Genomic DNA, 26,476 nt, shown 5'->3' on the forward strand with positions numbered 1-26,476 from the left:
AAGTTTATATAACGGTATAGCCTCTTTATTTTTTAACAAAATCCTATCTTTGGAACTTTAATTTTCAATTCAACATCATGCGTTTAGTCACAATAAAAGAACTACTTTCAAGTAAAAACCTATTACAGGAAATAACCGTTAAGGGGTGGGTACGAACATTTAGAAGCAACAGATTTATTGCTTTGAACGATGGTTCAACTTTAGGTACAATTCAATGTGTAGTTGATTTTGAAAATTTTGATGAAGAATTATTGAAGAAAGTGAATACTGGTGCCGCCCTAAAAATATCAGGTACATTGGTAGAAAGCCAAGGTAGAGGGCAGTCTGTTGAAATCCAAGTTAGCCAATTAGAAGTACTTGGTATAGCTGATCCAGATGAATACCCAATTCAGCCCAAAAAACATTCACTGGAATTTTTAAGGGAGAAAGCTCACTTAAGAATTAGAACCAATACCTTTTCTGCCATAATGCGCGTAAGGTCAACCTTATCTTTTGCCATTCATAATTACTTTAGGGAAAACGGATTTAATTATTTTCATGCACCTATAATTACAGGGTCAGATGCGGAAGGTGCTGGGGAAATGTTTCGTGTTACTACCTTAGATGATAAAAACCCACCGCTTACAGAAGAAGGTGATGTAAACTATAAAGAAGATTTCTTCGGAAAAGAAACCAATTTGACCGTATCTGGGCAATTAGAGGCAGAAGCATATGCCATGGCCCTAGGTAAAGTTTACACATTTGGCCCCACTTTTAGGGCAGAAAATTCAAACACCTCAAGACACTTAGCCGAATTTTGGATGATTGAACCAGAAATGGCATTCTTTGATCTTGATGCAAATATGGATCTTGCCGAAGACTTCATCAAAAATGTAATTTCTTACACGTTAACCCATTGTCAAGAAGACCTTGAGTTTTTAGAGAAAAGATTGTTGGACGAAGAAAAGAGCAAACCACAAGCCCAACGTAGTGATATGGCCTTGATCGAGAAATTAAAGTTTGTTGTAGACAATAATTTTAAAAGGGTTAGCTATACCGAAGCAATTGAAATTCTTAAGAATTGTAAACCGAACAAAAAGAAGCAATTTACTTATCCAATTGAAGAATGGGGTACAGATTTACAGAGTGAGCACGAGCGTTACTTGGTAGAAAAACACTTTAAGTGTCCGGTAATTCTTTTTGATTACCCTGCCAAGATAAAAGCGTTTTATATGCGTTTAAATGAAGACGGCAAAACCGTTAGGGCAATGGATATATTATTCCCAGGTATTGGTGAAATCGTAGGAGGGTCTCAACGTGAAGAACGTTTAGATGTGCTTAAGGAAAAAATAAAAGATTTAGGTATTGACGAAAAAGAACTTTGGTGGTATTTAGATTTAAGAAAATTTGGAACGGCCGAACATAGTGGATTTGGTCTTGGATTTGAAAGATTGGTACTTTTTGCTACAGGCATGGGCAACATTAGAGACGTAATACCGTTTCCTAGAACACCACAGAATGCCGAATTTTAAGCAGATTTGGTTACTTTTACAAGTACTAGAAGAAAGTAATGCTAAAACAACATCTACAATTTAAATTATCCCAAAAATTATCTCCTCAACAGATTCAGTTGATGAAGTTAATTCAGCTGCCTACACAGGCGTTTGAACAACGACTTAAACAAGAATTAGAGGAGAACCCGGCACTAGAGACCGGCAAGGAAGATTTGGATAACGTTGTTGATGAGTATGATGATGTTTATGATGACAATGCCGATAGCGAAACCATCAACACTGAGGACATCAATATAGATGATTACTTAAGTGATGATGAAATTCCGGATTACAGAACCAAGGCTAATAATTACAGTTCTGATGATGAAGAAAAAAGTGTACCATACGCAGCCGGAATATCGTTCAATCAACATTTAATAAATCAATTGAATACTGTTTACCTTTCTGATGAAGAATGGAACATCGCAGAGTTTTTAGTAGGTAGTGTAGATGAAAGCGGTTATATAAGAAGACCTATTTCCGATATCATGGACGACCTGGCTTTTACCCAAAATGTTTATACTGACGAAGAAACCATTATCAGAATATTATCTATTGTACAAGAGTTAGACCCACCAGGTGTAGGTGCACGTACTTTAGAGGAGTGTTTAATAATACAGTTAGACCGAAAAGATGTCACTCCAAGTATTGAACTTGCAACAGAGATCTTAAAAAAGTCTTTTGAACACTTCACAAAGAAACACTATCAAAAATTAATTCAAAAACACAATATTACCGAAACGGAACTTAAGGATGCCATCGGTGAAATAGAAAAATTAAACCCTAAACCAGGTGGATCCTATTCCGGAAATAATAGAATAGTTGAACATGTAGTTCCGGATTTTGCAATAAGAATAACCGAGGGAGAACTAGAGCTAACCCTTAATGGTAGAAATGCTCCAGAATTACATGTGTCTAGAGAATACAGCAATATGCTAAAAGGCTATAAAGAAGCTAAGGACAAATCTAAATCTCAAAAGGACACGGTTATGTTCATAAAGCAGAAATTAGATGCCGCAAAGTGGTTTATAGACGCTATAAGACAACGACAACAAACCCTATTCATCACTATGAACGCCATCATGCAGTATCAAAAAGAATACTTCCTGACTGGCGATGAGCGCAATTTAAGACCAATGATCCTTAAGGATATTGCAGATGAAATAGGAATGGATGTTTCTACGGTTTCTAGGGTTGCCAATAGTAAATATGTAGATACTCCTTACGGTACCAAACTAATTAAAGAGTACTTCTCAGAATCTATGAAAAACGAACAAGGAGAAGATGTTTCTACACGGGAAATCAAGAAAATTTTAGAAACGGTTATTCAAAACGAAACCAAAAAGAAACCGCTAACCGATGATAAATTAGCGGCTATTTTAAAAGAAAAAGGTTATCCCATAGCCAGAAGAACTGTTGCCAAGTATAGAGAGCAATTGAATATTCCTGTTGCACGCATGAGAAAAGAAATCTAATGAAGGTTTTTTCACAAGTTATCTCATACTTACTTCATCCCCTATTCATACCCATTGGTGGCACTGTAGCTTATTTTCTCATTACACCCAAGTATACACCAATAGAAATAAAAAGTGCCAGTATACTGCCTATATTCATTCTTACTGTTATAATTCCAGTAGTAACTTACCTGATATTAAAAAATTTAGGTTTAGTAAACTCTATAGAGTTAAGTTCTATTAAAGAGCGCAAATATCCACTTTACATTCACGCTAGCATCTTGTTGTTAATCTTATATAAAGTGATACCCAATAATTATGTAAGCGAGCTATATTTCTTTTTCACCGGTTTATTAGGAGCTACGATAGCATGTATATTATTACTGTTTTTTAACTTTAAAACAAGTTTACACACCGTTGGTATAAGTGGTCTATTAATGTACCTATTGAATTTGAGCATTCACTTTGAAATCAATTTAATATTGGCAATAAGCTTCTTTATATTACTAACAGGTGCAATTATAACAGCGCGTCTTTATTTAAAAGCCCATACAGGTATTGAAGTCATTATGGGTCTACTAATTGGCTTATTGTCCCAGTTACTTACCGTACGCTTTTGGCTATAGAATATAGAAGATCAGACCAATACGTAAAGGTCTATATTGCAACACTTCTCCATTAACAGATGCATTGCCATTAAACAGTTCGGTAAGCGCATAATACGCATGTAAATTAAAGGTATTGTACCCAAAACTTAAGGTTAGTCCATACTGAAATTTGGTAAGATCGGTATTCTTAAAACCCTCACTTATATCACCAAGATCATATTTTGACCTAGCACCTAAAATATAAGCGGCCTTGATACCACCATAAATACGCCAGAATTTGTATTCATTTGCGGTGGAATTCCGCCATCTAAATTCCAATGGGAATTCCAAAAGGTGAGTTTCTAACTTACTTCTAGTTATATCATCATTGATACTATAACTAATATCATCGTTTAGAACATCTGCAACCAAGTTTGAATAATAACTGTTTAACGCCAAACCAGCTCCTATCCCTATAGCCTTAGTTCCAGCTTTATTTAAAGGAATATCTTTGATAATACCACCTTGCAGACCATATGATAAATTACGTTGATTAGACCCCTCCGGATGGTTTAAAATGAAATTATACGAAAGACCAACATAGAATTGATCCTCAAAATATCGGGGGTTATCTATTGTATCTAAAACCTCTTGGGCATTAGATTGTATTACCACCAAGAATAAAACAATACAGAAACGCATAAAGTAAAGTTAATGAAATAAAAAACGCTTCAAATAAATTTGAAGCGTTTTAAAATAAGTAATATTCTACTAACTAACTATTGTAGATTATTGAAAGCATCACCTTCATAGGTAGTATAATTTACCTTTAAAGCGTTAACCTTTCTTAACTCTTGTTTAATATCGGATATTAATCCCATACTTGCGTTCTTATCGACTTTAAGTGCCGTGGTCAAAACGTTTTGAAGTTCTTGTGGCTTTTTAGCCCTTTCCATCAAAATGTAATCACCAACTTCAGATGGACTAGATAATTTATCGTTTAATTGAATCTTTGGCTCACTACCAAATAATTTCTCATATTCTTTAGTTGGCTTACCAACATAAATATAAATTACACGATCCTTCTTTTCAAGCTTCTTTACCTCACTAGCATTAGGAAGTACATTTTCTACTTTCAAAGAACTATCCTTCATCACGGTTACCGTCATAAAGAAAAACAAAAGCATAAATACAATGTCAGGAAGGGAAGCTGTTGATACCGCAGGTACCTCTCCATCTTTTTTCTTTGCAAATTTTGACATAGTGTTACTTTTATTTTAATTAATTAATCACTTGAAGTTTCGGCCTCAGACAATTTCTGTGGAAACAAATCTTGAATCTTCTTTACCTTTTCCTTCAACTCTTCCTTTACATCGTCATCAGTTTCAGGGTTAAGATATTCAGCTTCCATATCAACGAAGTTCTTCTTATATAAACGCTGTGCCTCTCTATTTCTTAGATCGTTGTAAGCTCCTACAAGTTCGTTCTGCACAGTTATGTAAGTACTATACTTTGTTTCACGATCGTTCTTTAAAGAGATAATCGCTTTAGAAGGATTATCTGAAGATTCAGCATTCTTTCTTCCTTGACAATAAGAACATGTTCCATCACCACCATTATCTAAAAAGGCCATGGCTTTTGATCTTAGGTCTTTAAGCTCAATCAATTCATCATCAGCCAATAATTGACCGTTCTTGTTGATGTTTACTTGAAAGATGTTCTTTTGTTTAATTACTACATCCGTATCGGGCGGTTCAATTGGTGGAAGCATACGATCCAATCCTGCATCCGTTTCAATAGTAGTTGTTACCAAGAAAAAGATAAGTAAAAGGAAAGCTATATCCGCCATGGAACCGGCACTTACTTCTGGTGCTCCTGCTCTTCTAGCCATAGTTTTCTATTTTTTATTTACTAAACATATTTTTAACAGCCGGTATAACCAAAGAAAGTACAGCGATAATAGTCAGAATAAAGAATACATTCAATCCCATTCCAATCTTTTTAATCGTACTCTCATCTTCCATTGCCAAGAATTCAGGATCAACATCCGTTCCACTTGCCAAGACATAAGAAACACCAACTACCAATAAAAAACCTCCTACTACAAACAATGTCTTTTTAAGACCTTGTGGGTTAGAAAATAAGTTTTTTAAAGTAAACACTAAACTAACCACAACAGCAATACCTAACAAAAGGTAAGTAATGATAAACATAGTGTTCATAGCTCCACTTTGAGCAGCTTCAGCTGCCGGCATATCTGCACTTGGTAACAAGTACCAAAGCACTGCACTTAATACACCTATAGCAATTAATGCTATTTTAATAATTTTTTGCATAATTTTTAGGTATTAAAAGTGAAACTTATTTTTTGTGATCTACCAACATATCGATCAATGTAATAGAAGAATCTTCCATATCATTAACGATGCTATCAATTTTAGCGATAATATAGTTGTAGAAAATTTGAAGTATAATAGCCGTAATAAGACCGAATACCGTTGTTAATAATGCAACCTGAATATCACCTGCAATAAGAGATGCACTTAAGTTACCAACAGCAGCAATCTTTTGGAAGGCCTGAATCATACCAATTACTGTACCCATGAAACCAAGCATTGGTGCAATTGCAATAAATAAAGACAACCAAGAAACGTTTTTCTCCAATTGACCCATTTGAACACCACCGTAAGCAACAACAGCTTTTTCAGCAGACTCAATGCTCTCACCAGCTCTGTCCAAACCTTGGTAGTAGATAGAAGCAACAGGTCCTTTTGTATTTCTACAAACCTCTTTCGCAGCCTCAACACCACCTGACGCCAATGCATCTTCAACTTGTTGTTTCAACTTGGCAGAATTTGTACTTGCCATGTTCAAATAAATAATTCTTTCAATAGCAACTGCCAAACCAAGGATCAAACATAAAAGAACGATACCCATGAAACCGGCACCACCTGTAATAAACATTTCTTTTAAAACCTGAGTAAATCCTTTTTCCGCTTCAGGAGCTCCTTCTTGAACTAGCAACGCTACTGCTGCTACTTTTGCACTTACAATATTTGTACCTGCTACAAATGCCCCAGCGACTGCTAGGCTTGGGAATAATTTTTTCATTTTTTCAAACTTAAATTAGTTAGTTAATAGGGTTAAAGATAAAAAAAAAACAATATAAAAAAAGTAAAACTTACTTGCAGAGAGGAAGGGATTCGAACCCTCGATACCCTTTTGGGGTATACACACTTTCCAGGCGTGCGCCTTCGACCACTCGGCCACCTCTCTAAGTTACCTTTTTTAAGGGTGGGCAAATAACAAAAAAAATATTAGTTATCGAAATTAAACTACTGTTAAATTTACAGCATTTCTCCACGCAAAGAGGTTTCGAAAACGGTTTTAAACAGGTCATGGGAAACACCACTACCCAATAGATACATAGCTTTGGTTATAGCAGCTTCAGTCGTAATATCCTTACCATTAACTACTTGCATTTTCTTTAATCTGGAACTTGTTTCATAATGCCCCATCATAACCGCACCACCAGAACACTGGGTGACATTAATTATATGAATTCCTTTATTTATTGCATTATTTAATTTCTTTAAAAACCATTCTTCCATTGGAGCATTTCCCGACCCATAAGTTTCCAAAATCAGCGCTTTTAAATTTTTGGCGTTTAAAATTGCGTCGATAATATTTTCATTAATTCCCGGAAAAATTTTTAAAATAGCCACATTGTTATCCATATTTTTATGTGATTTTAACGGCAATTTTCGTTTTTGGGGCAGTAAATATTCTTTAAAAACCGATAAATGCACTCCCGATTCTATTAAATGAGGGTAGTTCAAAGAAGCAAAAGCTTGAAAATGTTCCGCATTTATCTTAGTAGTCCTATTTCCTCTATACAATTTATACTCAAAATACAACCCTACTTCTTGTATTACCGGTTTTCCTTTTTCATACAAAGCTGCAATTTGAATAGCAGTAATAAGGTTTTCTTTAGCATCTGTTCTTAAGTCTCCAATAGGCAATTGAGATCCTGTTAAAATTACCGGCTTTGAAAGGTTTTCCAACAAAAAACTTAAAGCAGACGCCGTATAACTCATAGTATCACTACCATGCAACACTACAAAACCATCATATTCATGGTATTTATCAGCGATAATATCTGAAATAGCGATCCAATGACCAGGGTTCATATTGGATGAATCTATAGGATAATCAAACGAAAAGCTTGATATCGTACAATCTAACTGATTAAGTTCTGGTATATTTTTTTGTAATTGCGAGAAATCAAAAGCCTTTAACGCTCCAGATGAATAATCTTTCATCATTCCGATCGTACCACCTGTATAAATCAATAAAATGCTTCTTTTATCCATATTACAACTACCTATTATTCATTCACCTTTAAATACCGAACACTTCTCTAGAATTGTTGGTGGTTACTAACGCAATTTCTTCATTTGAAACCCCATAAACATCAGCCATTTTCTCCAATACATTGATGATGTACGCACTTTCATTTCTTTTACCTCTATATGGAGTTGGCGCCAGATAGGGTGAATCTGTTTCCAGTACAATATGCTTTAATTCTATCTCCTTTAAAAATGTATCTATTTTACCATTCTTAAATGTGACCACACCACCTATACCTAATTTCATATCATATGAAATAGCTTTTTTTGCCTGTTCAAGTGTACCGGTAAAACAATGAAAAACACCTCTTAGTCCATTACCCTTTTCCTCCTCCAATACTTCAAACACCTCATCAAAAGCATCACGACAATGTATGACAATAGGCAAATTCTTACTTTTAGCCAGTTGTATTTGCTTTTTAAAAGCAATTTTCTGCTCTTTTAAAAACTTCTTTTCCCAATATAAATCGATACCAATTTCACCCACTGCATAATAGGTATGTTTTTCAAGCATTTCCTCTACATGTAAGAGCTCTTGCTCAAAATTCTCATTTACATGTGTAGGATGCAATCCCGACATCAAAAACATGCGTCCCGGAAAATCCTTTTCAAGTGCCAACATGCTTTCCGTATAGGAAGAATCTATAGCGGGAATAAAAAACCTTTCCACTCCCAAATCAATTGCTTTCTCAATCACTTCTTTTCTATCTTCATCAAAAGCCTCACTATATAAATGCGTATGCGTATCTGTTATAATCATGCGGCAAAAATAGGCTTATCTTTGAAAAAAATGAATTATGAGTACCCTCAAAAAATTTTTGAAGGATAAAGATTACGTACGCATTCCCTTAGAGTTAACCGCAACCGATCATTTTGAAATCTATGCCGAAATAAATTCGGTGCCAGGCAGATTTATATTGGACACAGGCGCATCGAATACCTGTATTGGTATGGATAAAATTGAGCATTTTAAATTAATTTCTGAAGAGTCTGTTATAAAAGCTGCCGGTGCCGGAGCCACGAATATGGAAACATTAGTCTCTAAGAGCAACACCATCAATTTAAATTCATGGGAATTTCACAATCTTGAAATTGTGCTTTTCGATTTAAAACATGTAAACGAAGCCCTTACCGCACATAATGCAGAGCCGGTAGACGGAATTATAGGTGCCGATATTCTAAAAAAATCCAAAGCCATTATCGACTACGGTAAAAAATGCATCTATTTAAAAAAGAAAAAGCGTTGAGTGACCTCAACGCTTTTAACTTTATTCTAGTTTTAGAAAATTACATTTCCAAAGCTTTCTTAACGTTATTGTCCATCAATATTTCTACCGGATTTTCTATTGCTTCTTTGATTGCCACCAAGAACCCTACAGATTCTTTACCATCAATAATACGGTGATCATATGACAATGCAACATACATAATTGGTGCAATAGCAATAGCCCCGTCACGTGCAATTGGTCTTTCAACTATATTATGCATCCCCAATATAGCACTTTGCGGTGGATTGATAATAGGGGTAGACAACATAGAACCAAATACACCACCATTAGTAATAGTAAATGTACCACCTGTCATCTCATCAACGGTAATTTCACCTTCACGAGCTCTAATTGCCAATCTTTTCACTTCTGCTTCCACCCCTCTGAAGGTTAAGTTTTCAGCGTTACGAATAACAGGTACCATTAAACCTTTAGGACCCGATACCGCAATACTGATATCACAGAAATCATAAGAAATCATTTCCTTACCATCAATCATAGAATTTACGGCAGGGTACATTTCCAAAGCTCTCACTACAGCCTTTGTAAAAAATGACATGAAACCTAAACCAACCCCATGTTTGCTTTTGAAATCTTCTTTATACTTATTTCTTAGCTCAAAAATTGCAGACATATCCACTTCATTGAAAGTGGTCAACATTGCTGTTTCATTTTTTGCAGAAACCAATCTTTCGGCAACTTTTCTACGCAACATTGATAGCTTAGACCTAGATTCCCCACGACTACCACCTGTAGGCGATCCCATTGAAGGCACTGCATTTACAGCATCTTCCTTGGTAATTCTGCCATCTCTACCTGAACCGGAAACGGCACTACTATCCACACCTTTTTCATCTAAGATTTTCTTAGCTGCAGGTGATGGTACACCAGAAGCATAAGTTTCTTTAGCTTGAGCTGGCTGCGGAGCTTTTTCTGTTTTAGGCTCCTCTTTTTTCTCTTCTTTTGGTGCGCTTGCGGTTTTGGCTTCACCATCTGGTTTGGCCGCACCCGTATCAATTAAGCAAACAATGGCACCTACTGCAACAGCATCACCTTCCTCTGCTTTTAAAGTAATTGTACCACTTGCTTCAGCAGGCAATTCTAAAGTAGCTTTATCTGAATCTACTTCTGCAATCGCTTGATCTTTTTCTACATAATCACCATCTTCTACCAACCATTCTGCAATTTCCACCTCTGTGATAGACTCTCCCGGCGATGGGACCTTCATTTCTAGAATCATTCTTTCTATAATTTGATATGTTATTTTATTTTTTTGGTTTGGACATATTGTCCTTCGTTTTATCAAAAACGTAATCTATAACTTGTTGATGACGTGCTTTTGAACGCACAGAACTACCTGCTGCCGGAGCTGCATAAAAACGCCTTGAAGCAACCCTAAAAGTTCTAGCTTCGTCAAAATGCATTAATAAATGACTCCATGCACCCATATTTCTAGGTTCTTCTTGAGCCCAAACAATATCGTCTGCATTCTTATATTTTGCAATGGCTTCCTTCATTTTCTTTTCCGGAATAGGGAACAATTGTTCTACCCTTACCAGTGCCACATCATCTCTACTGTTCTCTTCTTTAACAGCTAAAAGATCATAATAGAACTTACCTGTACAGAATACCAATGATTTTACTTTTTTAGCATCTGCAGTCTCATCATCTATGACCTCTTGGAAACCACCACCTGTTAAATCCGCTATCTTAGACACTGCCTTTGGATGCCTCAACAAACTTTTAGGGGTGAAAATGATCAATGGCTTTCTAAAATTAGCCTTCATTTGTCTACGCAAAATATGGAACATTTGTGCTGGTGTAGTTACATCTGCTATATACATATTATCTTTTGCACACAATTGCAAGTAACGCTCCATTCTAGCGGAAGAGTGTTCTGCCCCTTGACCTTCATAACCATGTGGCAAGAGCATTACCAAACCATTTTGAAGTTTCCACTTATCTTCTGCGGCAGAAATATATTGGTCTATCATAATTTGGGCCCCATTACTGAAATCCCCAAACTGAGCTTCCCATATCGTCAATGTTTTAGGGCTGGCCATGGCATAACCATAATCAAAACCTACAACACCGTATTCCGATAAAAGTGAATTATAAATCTGAAACTTTGCTTGCTTATCAGAAAGCTGGTTCAACAAGATTACTTCTTCCTCGCTCTCTTCAACCTTCATTACGGCATGACGGTGAGAGAAAGTACCACGTTCTACATCCTGTCCGGACATACGCACAGCATAACCTTCCTCTAAAAGAGAACCATATGCCAATAATTCACCCATGGCCCAGTCCAAATTATCCGCTTCAAAATACATATTGTAGCGATCTTTGACTAGTTTTTCTACTTTACGTAAAAACTTTTTACCCTTTGGCAACGCAGTTATCACCTTGGCAATTTTATCTAATTTGGTCTTGGTGAACTTGGTATTCACCGGGTCCATCATTTCCCATTCACGAACATTTTCAAAACCTTTCCATTCATCTGCCATGAACGGGGTTATTACAGTTTTATCTTCCTTACGTGAATCTTCAAGTTTTTCCTCTAATGAATCTTTATACTGTTTTTCCAATTCAGAAACATAGGTATCGTCAATAACACCTTCTTGAATTAGTCTTTCAGCATAAATATCCCTTGGGTTCTTATGCTTGGAAATAGCTTTGTATAGTTTTGGCTGGGTAAATCTTGGCTCATCACCTTCATTATGCCCATACTTTCTATACCCTAACAAATCTATAAATACATCGCTCTCAAATTGCATCCTATATTCCAATGCAAAAAGTGATGCATGTACCACAGCCTCGGCATCATCAGCATTAACATGCAATACTGGACTCAAAGTAACTTTGGCTACATCTGTACAATAGGTAGATGTTCTAGCATCTAGATAGTTAGTGGTAAATCCAATTTGATTGTTTACTACAATATGTATAGTACCTCCGGTTTTATAACCATCAAGACCGGCCATTTGCACAACTTCATATACCAAACCTTGACCTGCTATGGCGGCGTCACCATGTACTACAATAGGAAGCACTTTTGAAATATCATCTTGATAGTCCGCATCTTGCTTTGCCCTTGCAATACCTTCAACCACTGCACCTACAGTCTCTAAGTGAGAAGGGTTTGGTGCAATGCTCATGTTAATTTTATTTCCGTTATCAGATTTTCTATCTGAAGTCCAGCCTAGGTGATACTTAACATCGCCATCAAAAATCTCTTGCTCATAATCCTTACCATCGAATTCACTAAAAATATCTTTAGCGGATTTTCCGAAAATATTGGTGAGAACATTTAATCTTCCACGGTGTGCCATACCCATAACAAACTGCTTTACGCCCATTTCTGCGGCACGCTCAACAATTACGTCTAAGGCAGGTATCAATGATTCATTCCCTTCCAAGGAGAATCTTTTCTGACCTACATATTTTGTATGCAAAAAAGTCTCAAAAGAAATGGCATGATTCAACTTTTTAAGAATATGCTTTTTTCTATCCGGCTCAAAATCAGGATGGTTGTCATTGACATTAATCCAGTCTTGAATCCATTTTACACGCTCTGGTTTTCGAATATACATATACTCAACACCAATAGCATCGCAATAGATACTTTGTAAATGTCTAACAATTTCTTTGAGGTCACTTGGACCTATACCAATTATATCACCAGCATTAAAAACGGTTTCAAGATCAGACGATGAAAGTCCGAAATTTTCTATTTCCAATGAAGGTTCATAATGTCTTCGCTCACGAACCGGGTTTGTTTTCGTAAATAAGTGACCTCTGCTTCTATAACCGTCAATAAGTCTGATTACCTGAAACTCTTTTTGCAAGGATTCTGGCATTTCACTCTTATTACCGTTTACTACAACAGTAGTTCTGTTCTCATCAATTTCAAGTTCATCTAATGAACTTTCCATCCCAAAGTCGAATCCTTGAAAAAAGGCTCTCCAACTTGGTTCTACACTATCCGGATTTACTAAATACTTATCGTATAACTCTGAAAAAAAAGAGGTATGAGCGGTATTCAAAAAGGAATATTTATCCATGAATTACTTTCTGTATCTTTAGAATAAATTTCTAACAAAAATACAACATTTACAATATCTAACGATAGAATGCCAAGTATTATTGAAAAAAATGAAACTTTAAAACAAAATCGCCCTATGAGCTTAAAAAAAATGATATTCATTGGTTTTATCACATTAAATATCACCTTTTCACTGGCCCAAACCACTAGGAACAATTCTGATTTCTGGAATAACGTAAGATTTGGTGGAAGTATTGGATTAGGATTTACAAATAACGGATTCAATGGGTCTATTTCCCCAAGTGCCATTTATCAATTTAATGAGCAATTTGCTTCTGGTGCCAGTTTAAGTTTCAACTATGCCAAATTTGATGAAGACAAATTTCTAGCATACGGCGGGAGTGTTCTTACTCTCTTTAACCCTATTCCCCAACTTCAAATGTCCGCAGAATTTGAACAGCTTAGGATCAACAGAACAATTGCGACCTCAACTATAGATATTGAAGATAACTACTGGCTACCTGCATTTTTCATAGGTGCGGGTTACAGCACCCGAAACGTTACTATGGGATTGCGATATGATTTACTGTACGACGACAACAAAAGCATATACGGAAATGCACTAATGCCATTTGTACGCGTGTACTTCTAAAAATTACTACCTTACCAATACCAAACCAACCAACATGAATACATTGAAAAACAGGTATCTTTCATTAGATGTCTTTAGAGGCATGGATGTCGCTTTAATGATCATTGTGAATTCCCCCGGAAATGGCGATACCAGTTTTGGCATTTTAAAACATGCGGTCTGGAACGGATTTACGTTAACGGATCTAGTATTTCCTACTTTCTTATTCGTAGTAGGAAACGCTATGAGCTTTAGCATGAAAAAATACCAAAATGTGGCAAGTTCTGAATTCTTAAAAAAGGTTTTTAAACGTTTTGCCATTATTTTCCTATTAGGGTTTTTAATGTATTGGTTCCCATTTTTTGAAAATGGGAGTTTAAAACCAATTGCAGAAACCAGAATTTTTGGTGTACTGCAGCGTATTGCCCTCTGTTACCTATTTGCATCGATCTTATTACATTATTTCAAGACTAAATCTGTTTTGATCTTTAGCGCCATTGCTCTTATTGGTTATCATATTATCCTAATGGTATTCGGAGATTTATCACTAACCGGGAATGCCGTATTAAAACTTGACAAATTCATTATTGGAGCAGACCATATGTACCAAGGCAATGGCGGTGTTGCTTTTGACCCAGAAGGATTATTAAGCACATTGCCTGCCATTGTAAATGTTATAGCCGGATTCTTTACTGGTAAATTCATTCAAAAGAACGGTCAGAATTTTGAGACCATTGCCAAATTGATTATGGTTAGCGGACTTCTCATAATAGCAGGATTTGCATGGGACCTCACATTCCCTTTCAATAAAAAACTATGGTCCAGTTCTTTTGTTTTGCTAACCATTGGAATAGATATTTTTATAATCTCCATTCTTATTTACCTATTAGATATGTCCAAACCTGGAAAATGGACTTATTTCTTTGAAGTATTTGGCAGAAATACACTGTTTATCTACCTATTATCTGAACTTTTTATCATTAGTTTGGCAGAAATATCAATGAAGGGCACAACCGCCTACAACTGGATTGCAGATAACATCTTTATACATATAGCAGGTGACTACTTTGGCTCGTTATTCTTTGCTTTATGGATAATGTTCACTTGCTGGTTAGTAGGTTATATCATGGATAAAAAAGGCATTTATATAAAGGTGTAATCTTGATATCATCTTATTGATACCTGTTACGGTACCACACTTTTTTATATTCCCGCTTTAAAATCAAAAAAGTAATTTGATCAGCTACATCTACAGTATCCGTAATTTGAATATGCTCAAACTCCTTTTCAGGAATATCTATGATATACATAAGATTGAGGTATTCTGCGAAATGCTCCATCATTAAGTAATAGACCTTTTCACGAATAAGGGCAATGAAGCTAACGCCATCTATAGTTTTCGTGATTTTCAATGGATTATTGGCAAGAATGAAATCTTTCTCCACTTGTTTAACCAATTTTTCAAAAAGGGAGTCACCTAATGCTATTTGCACCAACTGCCTACTAGTATCAATATTGATTTTCATGCAAAGCTTATTTTCAAGAATTAGCTGAACCTTCTATACCATTATTGTTTATAAACGACCCCTTCTTTCATCACAAAAACTACATCTGTAAGGGTTTCCACATTATTTAAAGGATTTTCATTTACAGCAACAATATCAGCAATATACCCTTCTTTAATTTGTCCTAAATCAGCCTCGCCTAAAAGCATAGCATTGGTTATTGTAGCTGAACGTAATGTCTCAATAACGGGCATACCCGCCTTGTTCATATAAACAAATTCCTTAGCATTATCACCATGGGGAGACACCCCTGAATCTGTACCAAAGGCTATACTTACCCCTTTCTTATAAGCTTTTGCAAAAGTTTCATTGAGTTTAGGTCCTATTTCCAAGGCTTTCTTAGCCACTACCGGCGGCAAATAGTTAGGTATTTTGGCTAACCTAGCAGCCTCTTGACCAGCAGAAATGGTAGGCACCATAAAAGTATTATGCTTGATCATAAGATCCATAGTTTCCTCAGACATTAATGTACCATGTTCAATAGTTTTAATTCCGCCTAAAATAGCTCTTTGCATACCTTCATCACCATGTGCATGTGCAGCGGTAAGCATACCATAATCATTTGCAGTATCTGTAATCGCTTTTATTTCTTCAATAGTAAATTGTGGATTTTGACCACTTTTAGCTACACTTAAAACACCCCCGGTTGCGGTAATCTTAATAACATCTGCACCATCTTTATATCGTTGACGAACTGCTTTTCTGCCATCTTCCGGAGAATTGACCACCCCTTCTTTTGGTCCTGGATCACCCATTAATTCTTGACTTCTTCCGTTGGTAGGATCCGCATGTCCACCTGTAGAAGCAAGAGATTTTCCGGCGGTGAAAATTCTTGGACCAACTATTGTTCCTTTATTAATTGCCTTCTTGAGGGCAATGTTTACACCAGAACCACCTAAATCCCTAACTGTTGTAAAACCGGCCATTAAAGTCCGTTTAGCATACACCGTAGATTGAAATGCCACATCAGCTTCGTTCAAGGTAAATGCTTCTAAATATCTAGATGGGCTAGATTCGCTTTCTATATGCACATGCATATCTATAAAACCCGGTAATATGGTCTTGGATTTTAAATCTACCACCATATCCGTATCATTACCCGATACATAACCATTCTTAATCTCCTTGATCTTATTACGCGATACTATAATTGTCTTTTCAGATAAAATTTTACCAGATTCAACGTCAACAATTTTACCGCATTGTAAGTAAGTGTCCTGTGCATTAGCCAGACCTATAACAAACAGGAACAATACAAATAGAGATTTTTTCATAAGAGGTGGTATTTATATTGATAGTATCAAAAAATCAATCCCTAATTTTCTGCTCCCAGATCCAAGCGTAATTCATTGCCTCTTCTAAAGTATATTCAGCTTTCCAACCTAACACTTTATTTGCCTTGGTAGTATCTGCATATGCTGTTGTAATATCTCCAGGTCTTCTATCTACAATTTTATAATTCAATTTTTTACCTGAAACCTTTTCAAAACTCTTAATAGCCTCTAAAACCGAGCTACCTTTACCCGTACCTACATTAAACACTTCGTAGTTAGATGCATTGTCACCATTAAGCAAGCGCTCTAAAGCTACCACATGTGCCTTGGCTAAGTCCACCACGTAAATATAATCTCTAATACATGTGCCATCAGGCGTAGGGTAATCGTCTCCAAAAACAGATAACTCTTTTCTAAGTCCAATACCTGTTTGAGTAATGAACGGCACCAAATTTTGTGGAACCCCTTTTGGCAATTCTCCAATATTCGCACTTGGATGCGCTCCCATAGGATTAAAATATCGTAAGGCAATAGCATTAAGACCAGGAGTAACTTTACAGGTATCTGCAATAATTTCCTCACCCATTTGTTTGGTATTGCCATATGGAGATTCTGCCACCTTGACCGGTGCATCTTCGGTAATTGGCATTTTATCTGCCTGTCCGTATACCGTACAAGAAGAACTAAAAATAAAACTTGCCTTATTCTTTTTACAAAGCTCCTTTAATATGTATACTAAAGTACCAATGTTGTTTTCATAATACAATAATGGTTTCTCAACACTCTCTCCCACCGCCTTAGACGCAGCAAAGTGTATAACTCCAGTAACATCTTGGTATTTTTGAAAAAAGTCCTCGACTTTTTGTTTTTCCTTAAGATCCAGTTTTTCATAAAGTGGCTTTTTACCGGTAATGGCCTCAATACCCTCTAGCACACTTTCATCAGAGTTAGAACAATCATCAATAATGACCACTTCAAACCCTTTATTCTGTAATTCTACTACAGTATGTGAGCCAATAAAACCTAAACCTCCTGTTACTAATACTTTCATCTATTATATTATTTGAACGTTGCCAAATTAAAAAAACTTTGCACTACCCATTAACAAACCCGATAACCAACTGCGTAATATGGTTAATCTGTTCTTCATCCAATTCCGTATGCATCGGTAAGGAAATTACTTCTTTCACCAATTGATTGGTCACAGGAAAATCTGCCTCATTATACCTATCATCCAAATATGCCTTTTGTTTATGCAACGGGATAGGATAATATACACCAAAAGGAACTTCATTCTTTGCTAAAAATTGTCCCAGCTCATCTCTTTTGCCATTTGTTATTCTCAACGTATATTGATGAAACACGTGACAATCGCACACATCGCAAATTCCCTCACAATTATTCACGGTCACCGGGGTTATGATATGCTCTTGACCCTCAAACGCTTTGGAATATGCTCTTGCCGCATTTCTTCTTGCTTCGCAATAGCTATCTAATTTTGGCAATTTTGCCCTAAGTACCGCAGCCTGTATAGAATCTAGTCTAGAATTTACCCCAACCACATCATGATGGTAACGCTCATACATACCATGGTTAACAATACCACGAAGTGTATGTGCCAATTCATCATCATTAGTAAAAATAGCGCCGCCATCACCATAGCAGCCCAAATTTTTAGAAGGAAAAAAAGAAGTGGCACCAACATGCCCAATACTTCCGGCCATCTGCTTAGCACCATCTTTAGCATAATACCTGGCACCTATTGCCTGTGCATTATCTTCGATAACAAATAAATCATGCTTTTTTGCCAAATCTAGAATTGCATCCATATTAGCACATTGCCCAAAAAGATGTACCGGCACTATAGCCTTTGTCTTAGGGGTAATCGCCTTTTCGATCGCTTCAATGTTAATATTAAAAGTATCTGGATATACATCTACCAAAACCGGCGTAAGTTGTAACAATGCAATTACCTCAACCGTAGCGGCAAAGGTAAAGTCGGCAGTAATCACCTCATCCCCAGGTTTTAGACCCAACCCCATCATTGCAATTTGCAAAGCGTCTGTACCATTTGCACAGGGAATGACATGCTTTACCTGTAAATACTCCTCCAGTTCCTTTTGAAATGCATGAACTTCTGGACCATTAATAAATGCTGATGTCTCTAATATCTGAGAAATTGAGTTATTTACCTGTCCTTTAATTTCTTGGTATTGACCACCTAGGTCTACCATTTGTATCTTTTTCATCTGTTGTAATTACATGAAGTGCAACAAAAATACGAAACGGGCAACACTAATTTTATGGAAAGAAACGTAATTTAGCCCAAAAGCATCAGTTTGTATATTCTTTATAACTTCATAGCGGTAATTGCTTCTGTAATTTTAAAAGGCTTGGCATTGGTAAACACTAAGCTTTCCCTTTTTGTAAATGGTAGAAAAAATTCGCTTTCCATTATTGAAAAGTCCATTTCTAAAGAAGATAAAGTAATTTGGATCCATGCCGCCTCTTTAGGTGAATTTGAGCAAGGGTTACCAGTATTGGAGCAATTAAAATTATCATATCCACATTACAAAACCCTACTTACTTTTTTCTCTCCTTCAGGGTACGAAGTAAAGAAAAACAGCAAAGTTGCCGATGTAATATGTTATCTACCATTAGACACCAAAAACAATGTAAAATCATTTATAAAAATGGCACACCCAGATATTGCCATTTTCATCAAATATGAAATTTGGCCTAATTACTTAGCCGCCCTTAAAAATTTGAATACCCCCACTTTTTTAATTTCTGCCTTATTCAAAAAGAAACAACCCTATTTCAAGTGGTACGGTCATTTTATGCGTAAAGCTTTAAAAAGTTTCACTCATATTTTTGTTCAGAATTCCATGTCTTCAGACTTACTAAAATCTATTGGTCTAAAAAATGTGACCGTTGCAGGAGATACTCGATTTGACAGGGTGCTTGAAATAACAAAGCGCAATAACGACCTGGAATTTATGAAATTATTCAAAGATGAACAGTTCTGTTTTGTGGCAGGTAGCACTTGGCCAGAGGATGAAAAACTACTAATTGATTATATCAACCAAAGTAAATATGCTATTAAGTATGTGATCGCGCCGCACACTATGAAAGCTGATCATATAAAAAATATAGTTTCATCTATTGATAAATCTGTTATATGCTATTCTGATTTAAATGAAAAGGTAGTATTAAATGATTACGATGTTATAATTATCGATACCATTGGATTATTGACCAAAATATACAGTTATGCAGACATTACATATGTTGGTGGTGGTTTCGCTACAGGATTACACAACACCTTAGAACCTGCAGTTTTTGAGATACCCGTAATTATTGGAGAAAAATACGAAGGTTTTGCAGAAGCGGAAGAACTAGTTACGCTAGGCGGTATTATTACTGTAAATAGCTTTTTAGAATTAAAAAAGCAAGTAGACGAATTCTTCAACGACAATGATAAACGGGAATTAACCGGACAAATCAATTCTAAATACATTAAAGAAAAGGCTGGGGCCACACCATGTATACTGAATGAATTAAATTCAGTTTTAGCGACAAAAAATTGAAGTATTCACACCAACCAAACTTATAAACTACCGAATATTTAGTTTAAAAATTAGACTACCATAGACTCAATTTGGGTGCATTCCTCTGATTATATGATACGTTAATCGATTTTACATCACTATATTACAGCACTTTACACTTCTAATACTTATATTGAGAACAGAACAATATAAGTATGATTATGGAACAAGAACTAACTTCTGGAGTGAAAATGCTCAACGGATTTCTCAAATTAATGATTACATGTTTAATTCTAATTCTTCTAGCAGTACCACTTGCAGGTATAGCAGATTGGTTAGGACTGATCAAATAATTACAAGTAACATTTACATCAAAGCTTTTAAAAGTTGACTTCAAAACATTACTGATAGTTCAACATCGATGAAACACCAATTTTACGGATAAAATGCATCTATCAAGAACTATCAACCACAAATAAGTAAGGTTTTACGTCGTTTTTGTAAGTTTTTACAACAATTACTAGGTAAAAGTTGCTCATTTCAACTAACTTTAGTAGAGTAACTTTAAAGTAGGTAATGTTATGAACAATTTATCATTTAAAACAGGGGTAGAAACTTATCTATCCGTACTTATTATAGCAATGAATGCTTTTTTGGCTGTTGTTGCGGTAGGTGCAATATTAACCCTTTTAGGGATTGTCTAATCTTTTAAATTAAAGCTTATTGCAAAAAATTACATTTTAAAAGCCCCTTTGAAAGGGGCTTTTTTATATTTATAACATTCCGAACATTAGATATCCGAGAGTAATAACACAAAAAAAAGACTGTCAAATAAAACCTGACAGTCTTTAAAACAAAATTAACTAACTGTTTTTACTGATAGACCCTAACATAGTCTACTTCCATTGTATCTTGTGTAAACGCTGGGTCAATTGAACCTCCAAGAGTACCTCCCATAGCTACATTCATAATCAGAAAGAAATCGCTATTAAACGGTGTAGTTCCATTATTGACAAAACTATTATGCACTACCTCATCATCTACTACAAACTTAATGCTATCCGGTGTCCATTCTACTGTATAATTATGAAATTCTGAAGTAGCCGTCGCTACCGGGGTAGTACCTACAACCGCATTACCTGCTGAATTACCAGGATAATGCAATGCGCTACTGACCACATTATTATTGTTGCCAACATGTTCCATAATGTCTATTTCACCACTTGCAGGCCAGCCTACTTCATCAAAATTAGCACCTAATGCCCAAAGTGCAGGCCACGTACCCCCACCTGAAGGAAGTTTAGCTCTAATTTCTACTCTACCATAAGTAAACTCGAACAGATTTTCCGATTTAATTCTACCTGAAGTAATTCCCCCAGCTGGCGATACACCAAAATCAAAAAACAGCACTACTCTATCATAAGTTCCGGCAGGAGCGGCACTAAAATCAAAGCTCAGTGTTTCCCATGCATTTGCCGTAGCCGTATTAACACTTACTTCTACATTCTCATCTGAATTGGCTTGATTTTCTAATTTCAGAATTATGTTAGCACCCACGGAAGGAGACCAGGTTTTAAGACTAATTGTTGTATACGTCATTAAATCAATAGGAGACGAAAGGTCAAAGAAAGATCCTGCCCAAGTTTCTGCCCCTAAAGCTTTTGTAGATTGCGCAACATTAGCGGAAGTATTTTCGCCACTGGCATCTGGATTGGCCACTACGGTTGTTTCAGAACCACCAAAACCTGTAAAAGTTGGCGCAGCACTTTCAAAGTCTTCTAATATTTGCTCGGTGCCACCAGCATCGATCAACGTCATTTCATCAAAATAATGAACAGCAGCTTCACCTTCACCTGCAATGGCGGTTATTTTCAAGACACCATCTTCAACTTTTACATTTTCTGAATCATTGGTATAAGTCTGAGCCTCACCGTTGCCCCATCCGCCAGCACCTAAGTCATAGGTCCAGTTTAATGGATCAGGAGCGCCATCTACATCAAATTCATCTGACCAAACCAAGTTGGTATAAATGGTCTCCAGGTTTTCATCACCACCATCAATAGCCGCTTCTGCGGTAAACTTATGATACCAAGCTAAATCAGCATTTTCAGTATCATAAGTACGTACATATAGAAAGTCATCTTCTATTGCCAATATCTCATAGACCGAAGAACCAACATAATACCCCATAAAACCACCATCTGCAATTGTCATTTGTATTCCAGTAGTTTCTTCATCTGGCACATTGCCTTCAACAGGGGATAATACAACGGATTTTGTACCACTGGTATCAAAATCATAACAAAAATCAGAATCTTCACTACCACCAACTACGGCTCTATGACCAACATTAAAATAAGTTTGCCCTTTATTATCAAGCTCAAAAGTTAAATTACCGTTAGCATCCTGCGCAAAAGTTATCTCATCATCACATAAACAATCAGAATCTTCACTACCACACTTTTCAAATGCCGAAGCCACATACCATTTAGGATACCACCAATCTCCATCTATACCTTCACGAGCTGGCCCTAAGCCTAAATGCCCTTGTTGAGACGCTGCAAGAAACCAAGTTTTTGAACTGTCATTGGTTAACAAAGAAACCGTTTCAGGGTCAGAAAAAGCAATAGAAACAGAAACGTCTACAGATTCTGAAATTTTATTGCCTTCTGTGGAACCAGCTGTTACCGTTACTGTATAAGAATTATCTCCAATCATTTCATAGGTTTTAGATGCCTCTCCTGAAGTACCTAGGGCAGATGTGCCGTCGCCAAAATCAAAATGATAATAATTTGCATTATCTGCAGTCGCTGTAAAATTGACAGTTCCGCCGCCCATATTTTGGGCATCCACAATTAGGTTAGATGGTAACACAGAAACCGGAATATCAATATCATTTTCGTCACAGCCGATCAATGCCGTGAACATACATATTGTGATGTACATTAATTTTTTCATAGTTTAAATCATTTGTTTGAGTTAATTATTTGATTCTTGCCTCTATCCTATACAGCTTTTCAACAACTGTTAATTTTGATAGTAACACTTATGCAATATAAATTCAAACATTAATAATTTCTAAAAAATTACCTATACAAAAAACATACAATTCAAAAAATAAGCACTTTAAATAGCAATTTAACAATTTAACCTACTAATATCTAAGAATCCATATCATTCCTAAATCATTAGTAAATCAATAAAAATAACCTATGTTGTGGTAATGTTGTGGTAAATATGTAATATGATAAGGAAATTATATGTTGATGATGTAGTCGGTTAACCCGTCATCATGCGAAAGATTCATTTTTTTCCTTAAACGATATCTTTTTACTTCTACACTTCTAACCGAGATATTCAACAATGGCGCTATTTCTTTGGAAGAAAGATTGAGTCTAAGATAAGCACACAAACGAAGATCGTTTGAAGATAATTCCGGATGCTTTTCTCTTACTTTCTTTAGAAAATCCTTATCAGCATTATTAAAGGCATTTTCAAAGAATGTCCAATCATCGTCATTATTAATATTCCTGTCTATGGTTTTGATCACCGATCTGACTTGGGCATCATCTTTTAAATCTTTTAATTTTTCTTTTATAGCATTTAAAAATTCATTCTTTTTAATAATACTCATAGTGGAGATAGCCAGTTCTCTATTTTTACTATCCACAAGCTCTTGTAAGCGCTCATTTTTTACTTGAACCAATTTCTTTTGATTCTTTAATTTCCTACGTTTTAAACGTTTCTTATTTTCCTTAATTAGCTGCATCTGCTGTTTCCTATAGTAACTTTTATAAATTCTATGAATTAAAATGGAGCATAAAATAATCATAAGCACATAGCTTAAAAATGCCCAAAGTGACATATACCAAGGTCTTTTTATTACAAAAGAATAACTGACCTCATTTAAAGTAGGTGTATTGCCCACTTTTGCACGCACCTTTAATGTGTACGAGCCATAAGCTAGATTTTCTAAAGCAATGGAGGGCTCAGTTGACCAATTACTCCACTGATCATATCGACCATCAAGCATATATTGATAATTCACTTCTGTAAACTTATCATATTCAGCTACATGAAACGAGAAAGAAATATTGTTCTCTGAATAGTCAAACTCTTTATTTTCAACTATAGGTATTGACACTTTAGGGCTATTATAAGAAGTTCTAGATATACCGTTTAATTCGATACGATAATTTCTATCATGTTTCTTATCTAAATCTAAGGTCACATAACCGTTTGACATACCTATCAAGTAGTTTTCCTTTTCCAAATGAACCACAGATTCAAAACCCAGAACGCCCATACTCCTTCTAAAAAAAACAGGGATAGAGATTTTAATTTCTTCGGGATTATTTGTTAGATTCCCAGATGACACACTTATAATATTATTATTGGAAAAACCCCATAACCTCTTAGACTCATTAGTAGATTGAACAATACCAATGATACTATCTTGAGCATTAAAGAACTTTTTGGATAAAAGTGAATCTCTTATAAAATCTTGCTTTTTCGGCTTGTAATCAAAGACCCCATTTATAGTTGTGTAAACAATTTCATTCCTAAATCTCATTAAACTTGAGCCATTACCTTTTGAAGGTATTTGACCAACATTTAAAGCTCTAGTATAATCAGTATTCAGTTCTAAATTATAAACACCCTTATAATCATGATTTACAAGAATTTTATTTTGATCAATAAACTCAAAAAACCTAGAAGAATTATCAAAACCCTCTATTCTATTTTTGAATATCCATTGCCCATTAATAAATTGCAATATACTGAGCCCCTTATAATTACCTTGAATCAATAAATTCGGATATTCTTTGATTTCCTGAATATCCCAAGTACCAAGAAAATCAGAAATTTTTGTAGCAACGGCATCATTTATTGCGTACGTACCATTATGATGACCACAGAACAATGTGTTTTGAAGCTCTTTCAACATCCAAACTTGACCTTCGGTACCTTCAACCATTTGAAAGTCTTGGCTATCATCATTCTTATAAAACAAGCCTTGATTAGTTCCCAAATAAAGTAGCTTCCCAATTTTCTTTGCAGCGTATACAACCCCAATGGTACCTAATTGATCTACGTATTCCTTAAACGGAGAATTTAAGTTCAGAATACTTAGACCATTATCCAAACCTAACCATACATTGTGATCTGCATCTTCAAATAATGATAAAACGGTGTTATTGTTGAGACCCTTCTCTTGATTTATATGATATATTAACTCCCCATTTTTATTTAAATGAAATATACCCTTAGAAATGGTACCTAAAACATAAGATCCATCATGCAATTTCAAGGTGCTATATACTTTGGTAGCATTCAAGTCAACCTTTGCACTTATCTTCCATTCTTTTAATTCTCTATTATCAAAATGAAAAAACCTACCTGTTTCGGTTATGACCAACATATAATCCTGAACAGAAAATGCCCCAACAATTATTTCATTCTTAAAAATATCATGATCTGAAACTAGTACTAAATTTCCATCACTTAAAGTAAACAAACCTCTTTCCCCGCTTTGAAAGTATAATTTGTTCTTTACATTAAAAATCTTCGCCCTTTTGGTTACCGTATCGAAAACCTCAAACAATTTAGTTTTTGAATTATAGATATAAATTTTATCCAAAGATTGAAACAAAACCCAGTCTTTAAAACCTGTAATGTTCCAAAAATCTTCGTCTTCTACCAGCTGATTTTTTATTACACTGGATAAAGAAGTATAGGTTAGGACCCCTAATTTATTTCTTTCCCAATAACCGAATTCCATATAGCTACCAGTGTACACTCTTGCTTTAATGGATAATACCGATTTTACAGGTGTTCCATACGGTGATTGGTACAATTTCCATGAAGTACCGTTGAATTCAAGTAAACCATTATTATTTGCAATATACATGGTCTTAGACTGAGATTGGGTAAAAGACCAATTTTGATTGCCCGCCTCATATTCAATAGGAGTATAATTTTGAATAGGGGGCAATTCTTGAGCCGAAACAGCTACGGTTAATAAGGCAAATAAAAAATGCAACGGTTTAAATACCATCTAATAGCGAATCATATATTGACAAACTTAAATATAGGTATTTAAAATTTACCTAATTCTGTTATGAAGCTTGCAAAAAAGCATATAGTTTTATCACATACAACT

General features: G+C 35.6%; 23 protein-coding genes and 1 tRNA gene. 8 read left to right on the forward strand and 16 right to left on the reverse strand.

The window, feature by feature from the left end; genetic code table 11:
• Nucleotides 1-77 precede the first annotated feature (77 nt).
• From asnS to VBZ51_RS03315, 3 genes are read left to right on the forward strand one after another with little or no spacing between them, the layout of a single operon-like run.
• Entirely contained in the window at nucleotides 78-1,511 is a 1,434-nt protein-coding gene (gene asnS / locus VBZ51_RS03305; protein WP_215996610.1) for an asparagine--tRNA ligase, read from the forward strand.
• A 38-nt stretch (nucleotides 1,512-1,549) separates the two neighbouring features.
• On the forward strand, nucleotides 1,550-3,007 hold the full coding sequence (gene rpoN, locus VBZ51_RS03310; protein WP_416576041.1) for an RNA polymerase factor sigma-54: 1,458 nt from the start codon (nucleotides 1,550-1,552) through the stop codon (nucleotides 3,005-3,007).
• Nucleotides 3,007-3,612 (forward strand): hypothetical protein, encoded by a 606-nt coding sequence (locus tag VBZ51_RS03315; RefSeq protein ID WP_416576042.1) that lies wholly within the window; start codon nucleotides 3,007-3,009, stop codon nucleotides 3,610-3,612. The genes rpoN and VBZ51_RS03315 overlap by 1 nt, the downstream gene beginning before the upstream one ends.
• Here the strand turns inward: VBZ51_RS03315 and VBZ51_RS03320 are convergent.
• The 8 genes from VBZ51_RS03320 to VBZ51_RS03355 all read right to left on the reverse strand — a co-directional run bounded on the left by VBZ51_RS03320 (nucleotide 3,607) and on the right by VBZ51_RS03355 (nucleotide 8,742).
• Nucleotides 3,607-4,275: a porin family protein gene (locus tag VBZ51_RS03320; RefSeq protein WP_416576043.1), complete on the reverse strand. Its 669-nt coding sequence runs from the start codon at nucleotides 4,273-4,275 to the stop codon at nucleotides 3,607-3,609. The two genes, VBZ51_RS03315 and VBZ51_RS03320, sit on opposite strands and share 6 nt — an antisense overlap.
• A gap of 77 nt (nucleotides 4,276-4,352) precedes the next feature.
• Complete coding sequence (locus tag VBZ51_RS03325; protein ID WP_058103977.1) at nucleotides 4,353-4,835, reverse strand: ExbD/TolR family protein; 483 nt, start codon at nucleotides 4,833-4,835, stop codon at nucleotides 4,353-4,355.
• A gap of 23 nt (nucleotides 4,836-4,858) precedes the next feature.
• Entirely contained in the window at nucleotides 4,859-5,464 is a 606-nt protein-coding gene (locus VBZ51_RS03330) for an ExbD/TolR family protein (RefSeq protein WP_058103978.1), read from the reverse strand.
• Nucleotides 5,465-5,477: 13 nt separating this feature from the next.
• Nucleotides 5,478-5,909 (reverse strand): hypothetical protein, encoded by a 432-nt coding sequence (locus VBZ51_RS03335; RefSeq protein ID WP_058103979.1) that lies wholly within the window; start codon nucleotides 5,907-5,909, stop codon nucleotides 5,478-5,480.
• A 25-nt stretch (nucleotides 5,910-5,934) separates the two neighbouring features.
• Nucleotides 5,935-6,684 carry a MotA/TolQ/ExbB proton channel family protein gene (locus tag VBZ51_RS03340; RefSeq protein ID WP_058103980.1) on the reverse strand — a complete coding sequence of 250 codons (750 nt, stop codon included), beginning with the start codon at nucleotides 6,682-6,684 and terminating at the stop codon, nucleotides 5,935-5,937.
• Nucleotides 6,685-6,761: 77 nt separating this feature from the next.
• A tRNA-Ser gene (locus tag VBZ51_RS03345) sits at nucleotides 6,762-6,849 on the reverse strand.
• Nucleotides 6,850-6,920: 71 nt separating this feature from the next.
• Entirely contained in the window at nucleotides 6,921-7,946 is a 1,026-nt protein-coding gene (locus VBZ51_RS03350; RefSeq protein ID WP_416576044.1) for an asparaginase, read from the reverse strand.
• 28 nt (nucleotides 7,947-7,974) lie between these two features.
• On the reverse strand, nucleotides 7,975-8,742 hold the full coding sequence (locus VBZ51_RS03355; protein ID WP_416576045.1) for a TatD family hydrolase: 768 nt from the start codon (nucleotides 8,740-8,742) through the stop codon (nucleotides 7,975-7,977).
• A gap of 37 nt (nucleotides 8,743-8,779) precedes the next feature.
• On the opposite strand from VBZ51_RS03355, the gene VBZ51_RS03360 reads away from it, so the two are divergent.
• Entirely contained in the window at nucleotides 8,780-9,229 is a 450-nt protein-coding gene (locus tag VBZ51_RS03360) for a retropepsin-like aspartic protease (protein ID WP_058103983.1), read from the forward strand.
• A gap of 40 nt (nucleotides 9,230-9,269) precedes the next feature.
• Here the strand turns inward: VBZ51_RS03360 and odhB are convergent, their stop codons facing one another.
• Together odhB and VBZ51_RS03370 are read right to left on the reverse strand one after the other, a co-directional pair.
• Nucleotides 9,270-10,490, reverse strand: coding sequence for a 2-oxoglutarate dehydrogenase complex dihydrolipoyllysine-residue succinyltransferase (odhB, locus tag VBZ51_RS03365; protein ID WP_416576046.1), 1,221 nt, complete (start codon nucleotides 10,488-10,490; stop codon nucleotides 9,270-9,272).
• A gap of 25 nt (nucleotides 10,491-10,515) precedes the next feature.
• Nucleotides 10,516-13,311 (reverse strand): 2-oxoglutarate dehydrogenase E1 component, encoded by a 2,796-nt coding sequence (locus VBZ51_RS03370; protein WP_416576047.1) that lies wholly within the window; start codon nucleotides 13,309-13,311, stop codon nucleotides 10,516-10,518.
• A gap of 117 nt (nucleotides 13,312-13,428) precedes the next feature.
• On the opposite strand from VBZ51_RS03370, the gene VBZ51_RS03375 reads away from it, so the two are divergent.
• Nucleotides 13,429-13,944: a hypothetical protein gene (locus tag VBZ51_RS03375; RefSeq protein WP_058104326.1), complete on the forward strand. Its 516-nt coding sequence runs from the start codon at nucleotides 13,429-13,431 to the stop codon at nucleotides 13,942-13,944.
• A gap of 34 nt (nucleotides 13,945-13,978) precedes the next feature.
• On the forward strand, nucleotides 13,979-15,082 hold the full coding sequence (locus VBZ51_RS03380; RefSeq protein WP_416576048.1) for an acyltransferase family protein: 1,104 nt from the start codon (nucleotides 13,979-13,981) through the stop codon (nucleotides 15,080-15,082).
• 13 nt (nucleotides 15,083-15,095) lie between these two features.
• Here the strand turns inward: VBZ51_RS03380 and VBZ51_RS03385 are convergent, their stop codons facing one another.
• The 4 genes from VBZ51_RS03385 to VBZ51_RS03400 are packed head-to-tail and all read right to left on the reverse strand — an operon-like array spanning nucleotide 15,096 to nucleotide 19,011.
• Nucleotides 15,096-15,449: a hypothetical protein gene (locus tag VBZ51_RS03385; protein WP_416576049.1), complete on the reverse strand. Its 354-nt coding sequence runs from the start codon at nucleotides 15,447-15,449 to the stop codon at nucleotides 15,096-15,098.
• Nucleotides 15,450-15,490: 41 nt separating this feature from the next.
• Nucleotides 15,491-16,762, reverse strand: coding sequence for an amidohydrolase family protein (locus tag VBZ51_RS03390; RefSeq protein WP_416576050.1), 1,272 nt, complete (start codon nucleotides 16,760-16,762; stop codon nucleotides 15,491-15,493).
• Between the two features lie 34 nt (nucleotides 16,763-16,796).
• Nucleotides 16,797-17,813, reverse strand: coding sequence for a UDP-glucose 4-epimerase GalE (gene galE, locus VBZ51_RS03395; protein WP_099189860.1), 1,017 nt, complete (start codon nucleotides 17,811-17,813; stop codon nucleotides 16,797-16,799).
• Between the two features lie 43 nt (nucleotides 17,814-17,856).
• Nucleotides 17,857-19,011 carry a DegT/DnrJ/EryC1/StrS family aminotransferase gene (locus VBZ51_RS03400; protein ID WP_416576051.1) on the reverse strand — a complete coding sequence of 385 codons (1,155 nt, stop codon included), beginning with the start codon at nucleotides 19,009-19,011 and terminating at the stop codon, nucleotides 17,857-17,859.
• A gap of 90 nt (nucleotides 19,012-19,101) precedes the next feature.
• Here VBZ51_RS03400 and VBZ51_RS03405 point away from each other — a divergent pair, with 90 nt between their 5' ends.
• Both VBZ51_RS03405 and VBZ51_RS03410 read left to right on the forward strand, forming a co-directional pair.
• Nucleotides 19,102-20,352, forward strand: coding sequence for a 3-deoxy-D-manno-octulosonic acid transferase (locus tag VBZ51_RS03405; RefSeq protein WP_416576052.1), 1,251 nt, complete (start codon nucleotides 19,102-19,104; stop codon nucleotides 20,350-20,352).
• A gap of 182 nt (nucleotides 20,353-20,534) precedes the next feature.
• Entirely contained in the window at nucleotides 20,535-20,666 is a 132-nt protein-coding gene (locus VBZ51_RS03410) for a hypothetical protein (protein ID WP_257786203.1), read from the forward strand.
• A 520-nt stretch (nucleotides 20,667-21,186) separates the two neighbouring features.
• Here the strand turns inward: VBZ51_RS03410 and VBZ51_RS03415 are convergent.
• Nucleotides 21,187-23,271, reverse strand: a complete 2,085-nt coding sequence (locus VBZ51_RS03415; protein ID WP_416576053.1) for a family 16 glycosylhydrolase — start codon at nucleotides 23,269-23,271, stop codon at nucleotides 21,187-21,189.
• Between the two features lie 298 nt (nucleotides 23,272-23,569).
• Nucleotides 23,570-26,356: a triple tyrosine motif-containing protein gene (locus VBZ51_RS03420; RefSeq protein ID WP_416576054.1), complete on the reverse strand. Its 2,787-nt coding sequence runs from the start codon at nucleotides 26,354-26,356 to the stop codon at nucleotides 23,570-23,572.
• Nucleotides 26,357-26,476 lie beyond the last annotated feature (120 nt).

It is taken from the genome of Maribacter sp. HS, from assembly GCF_048059195.1.
Classification (GTDB): Bacteria; Bacteroidota; Bacteroidia; order Flavobacteriales; family Flavobacteriaceae; genus Maribacter; species Maribacter dokdonensis.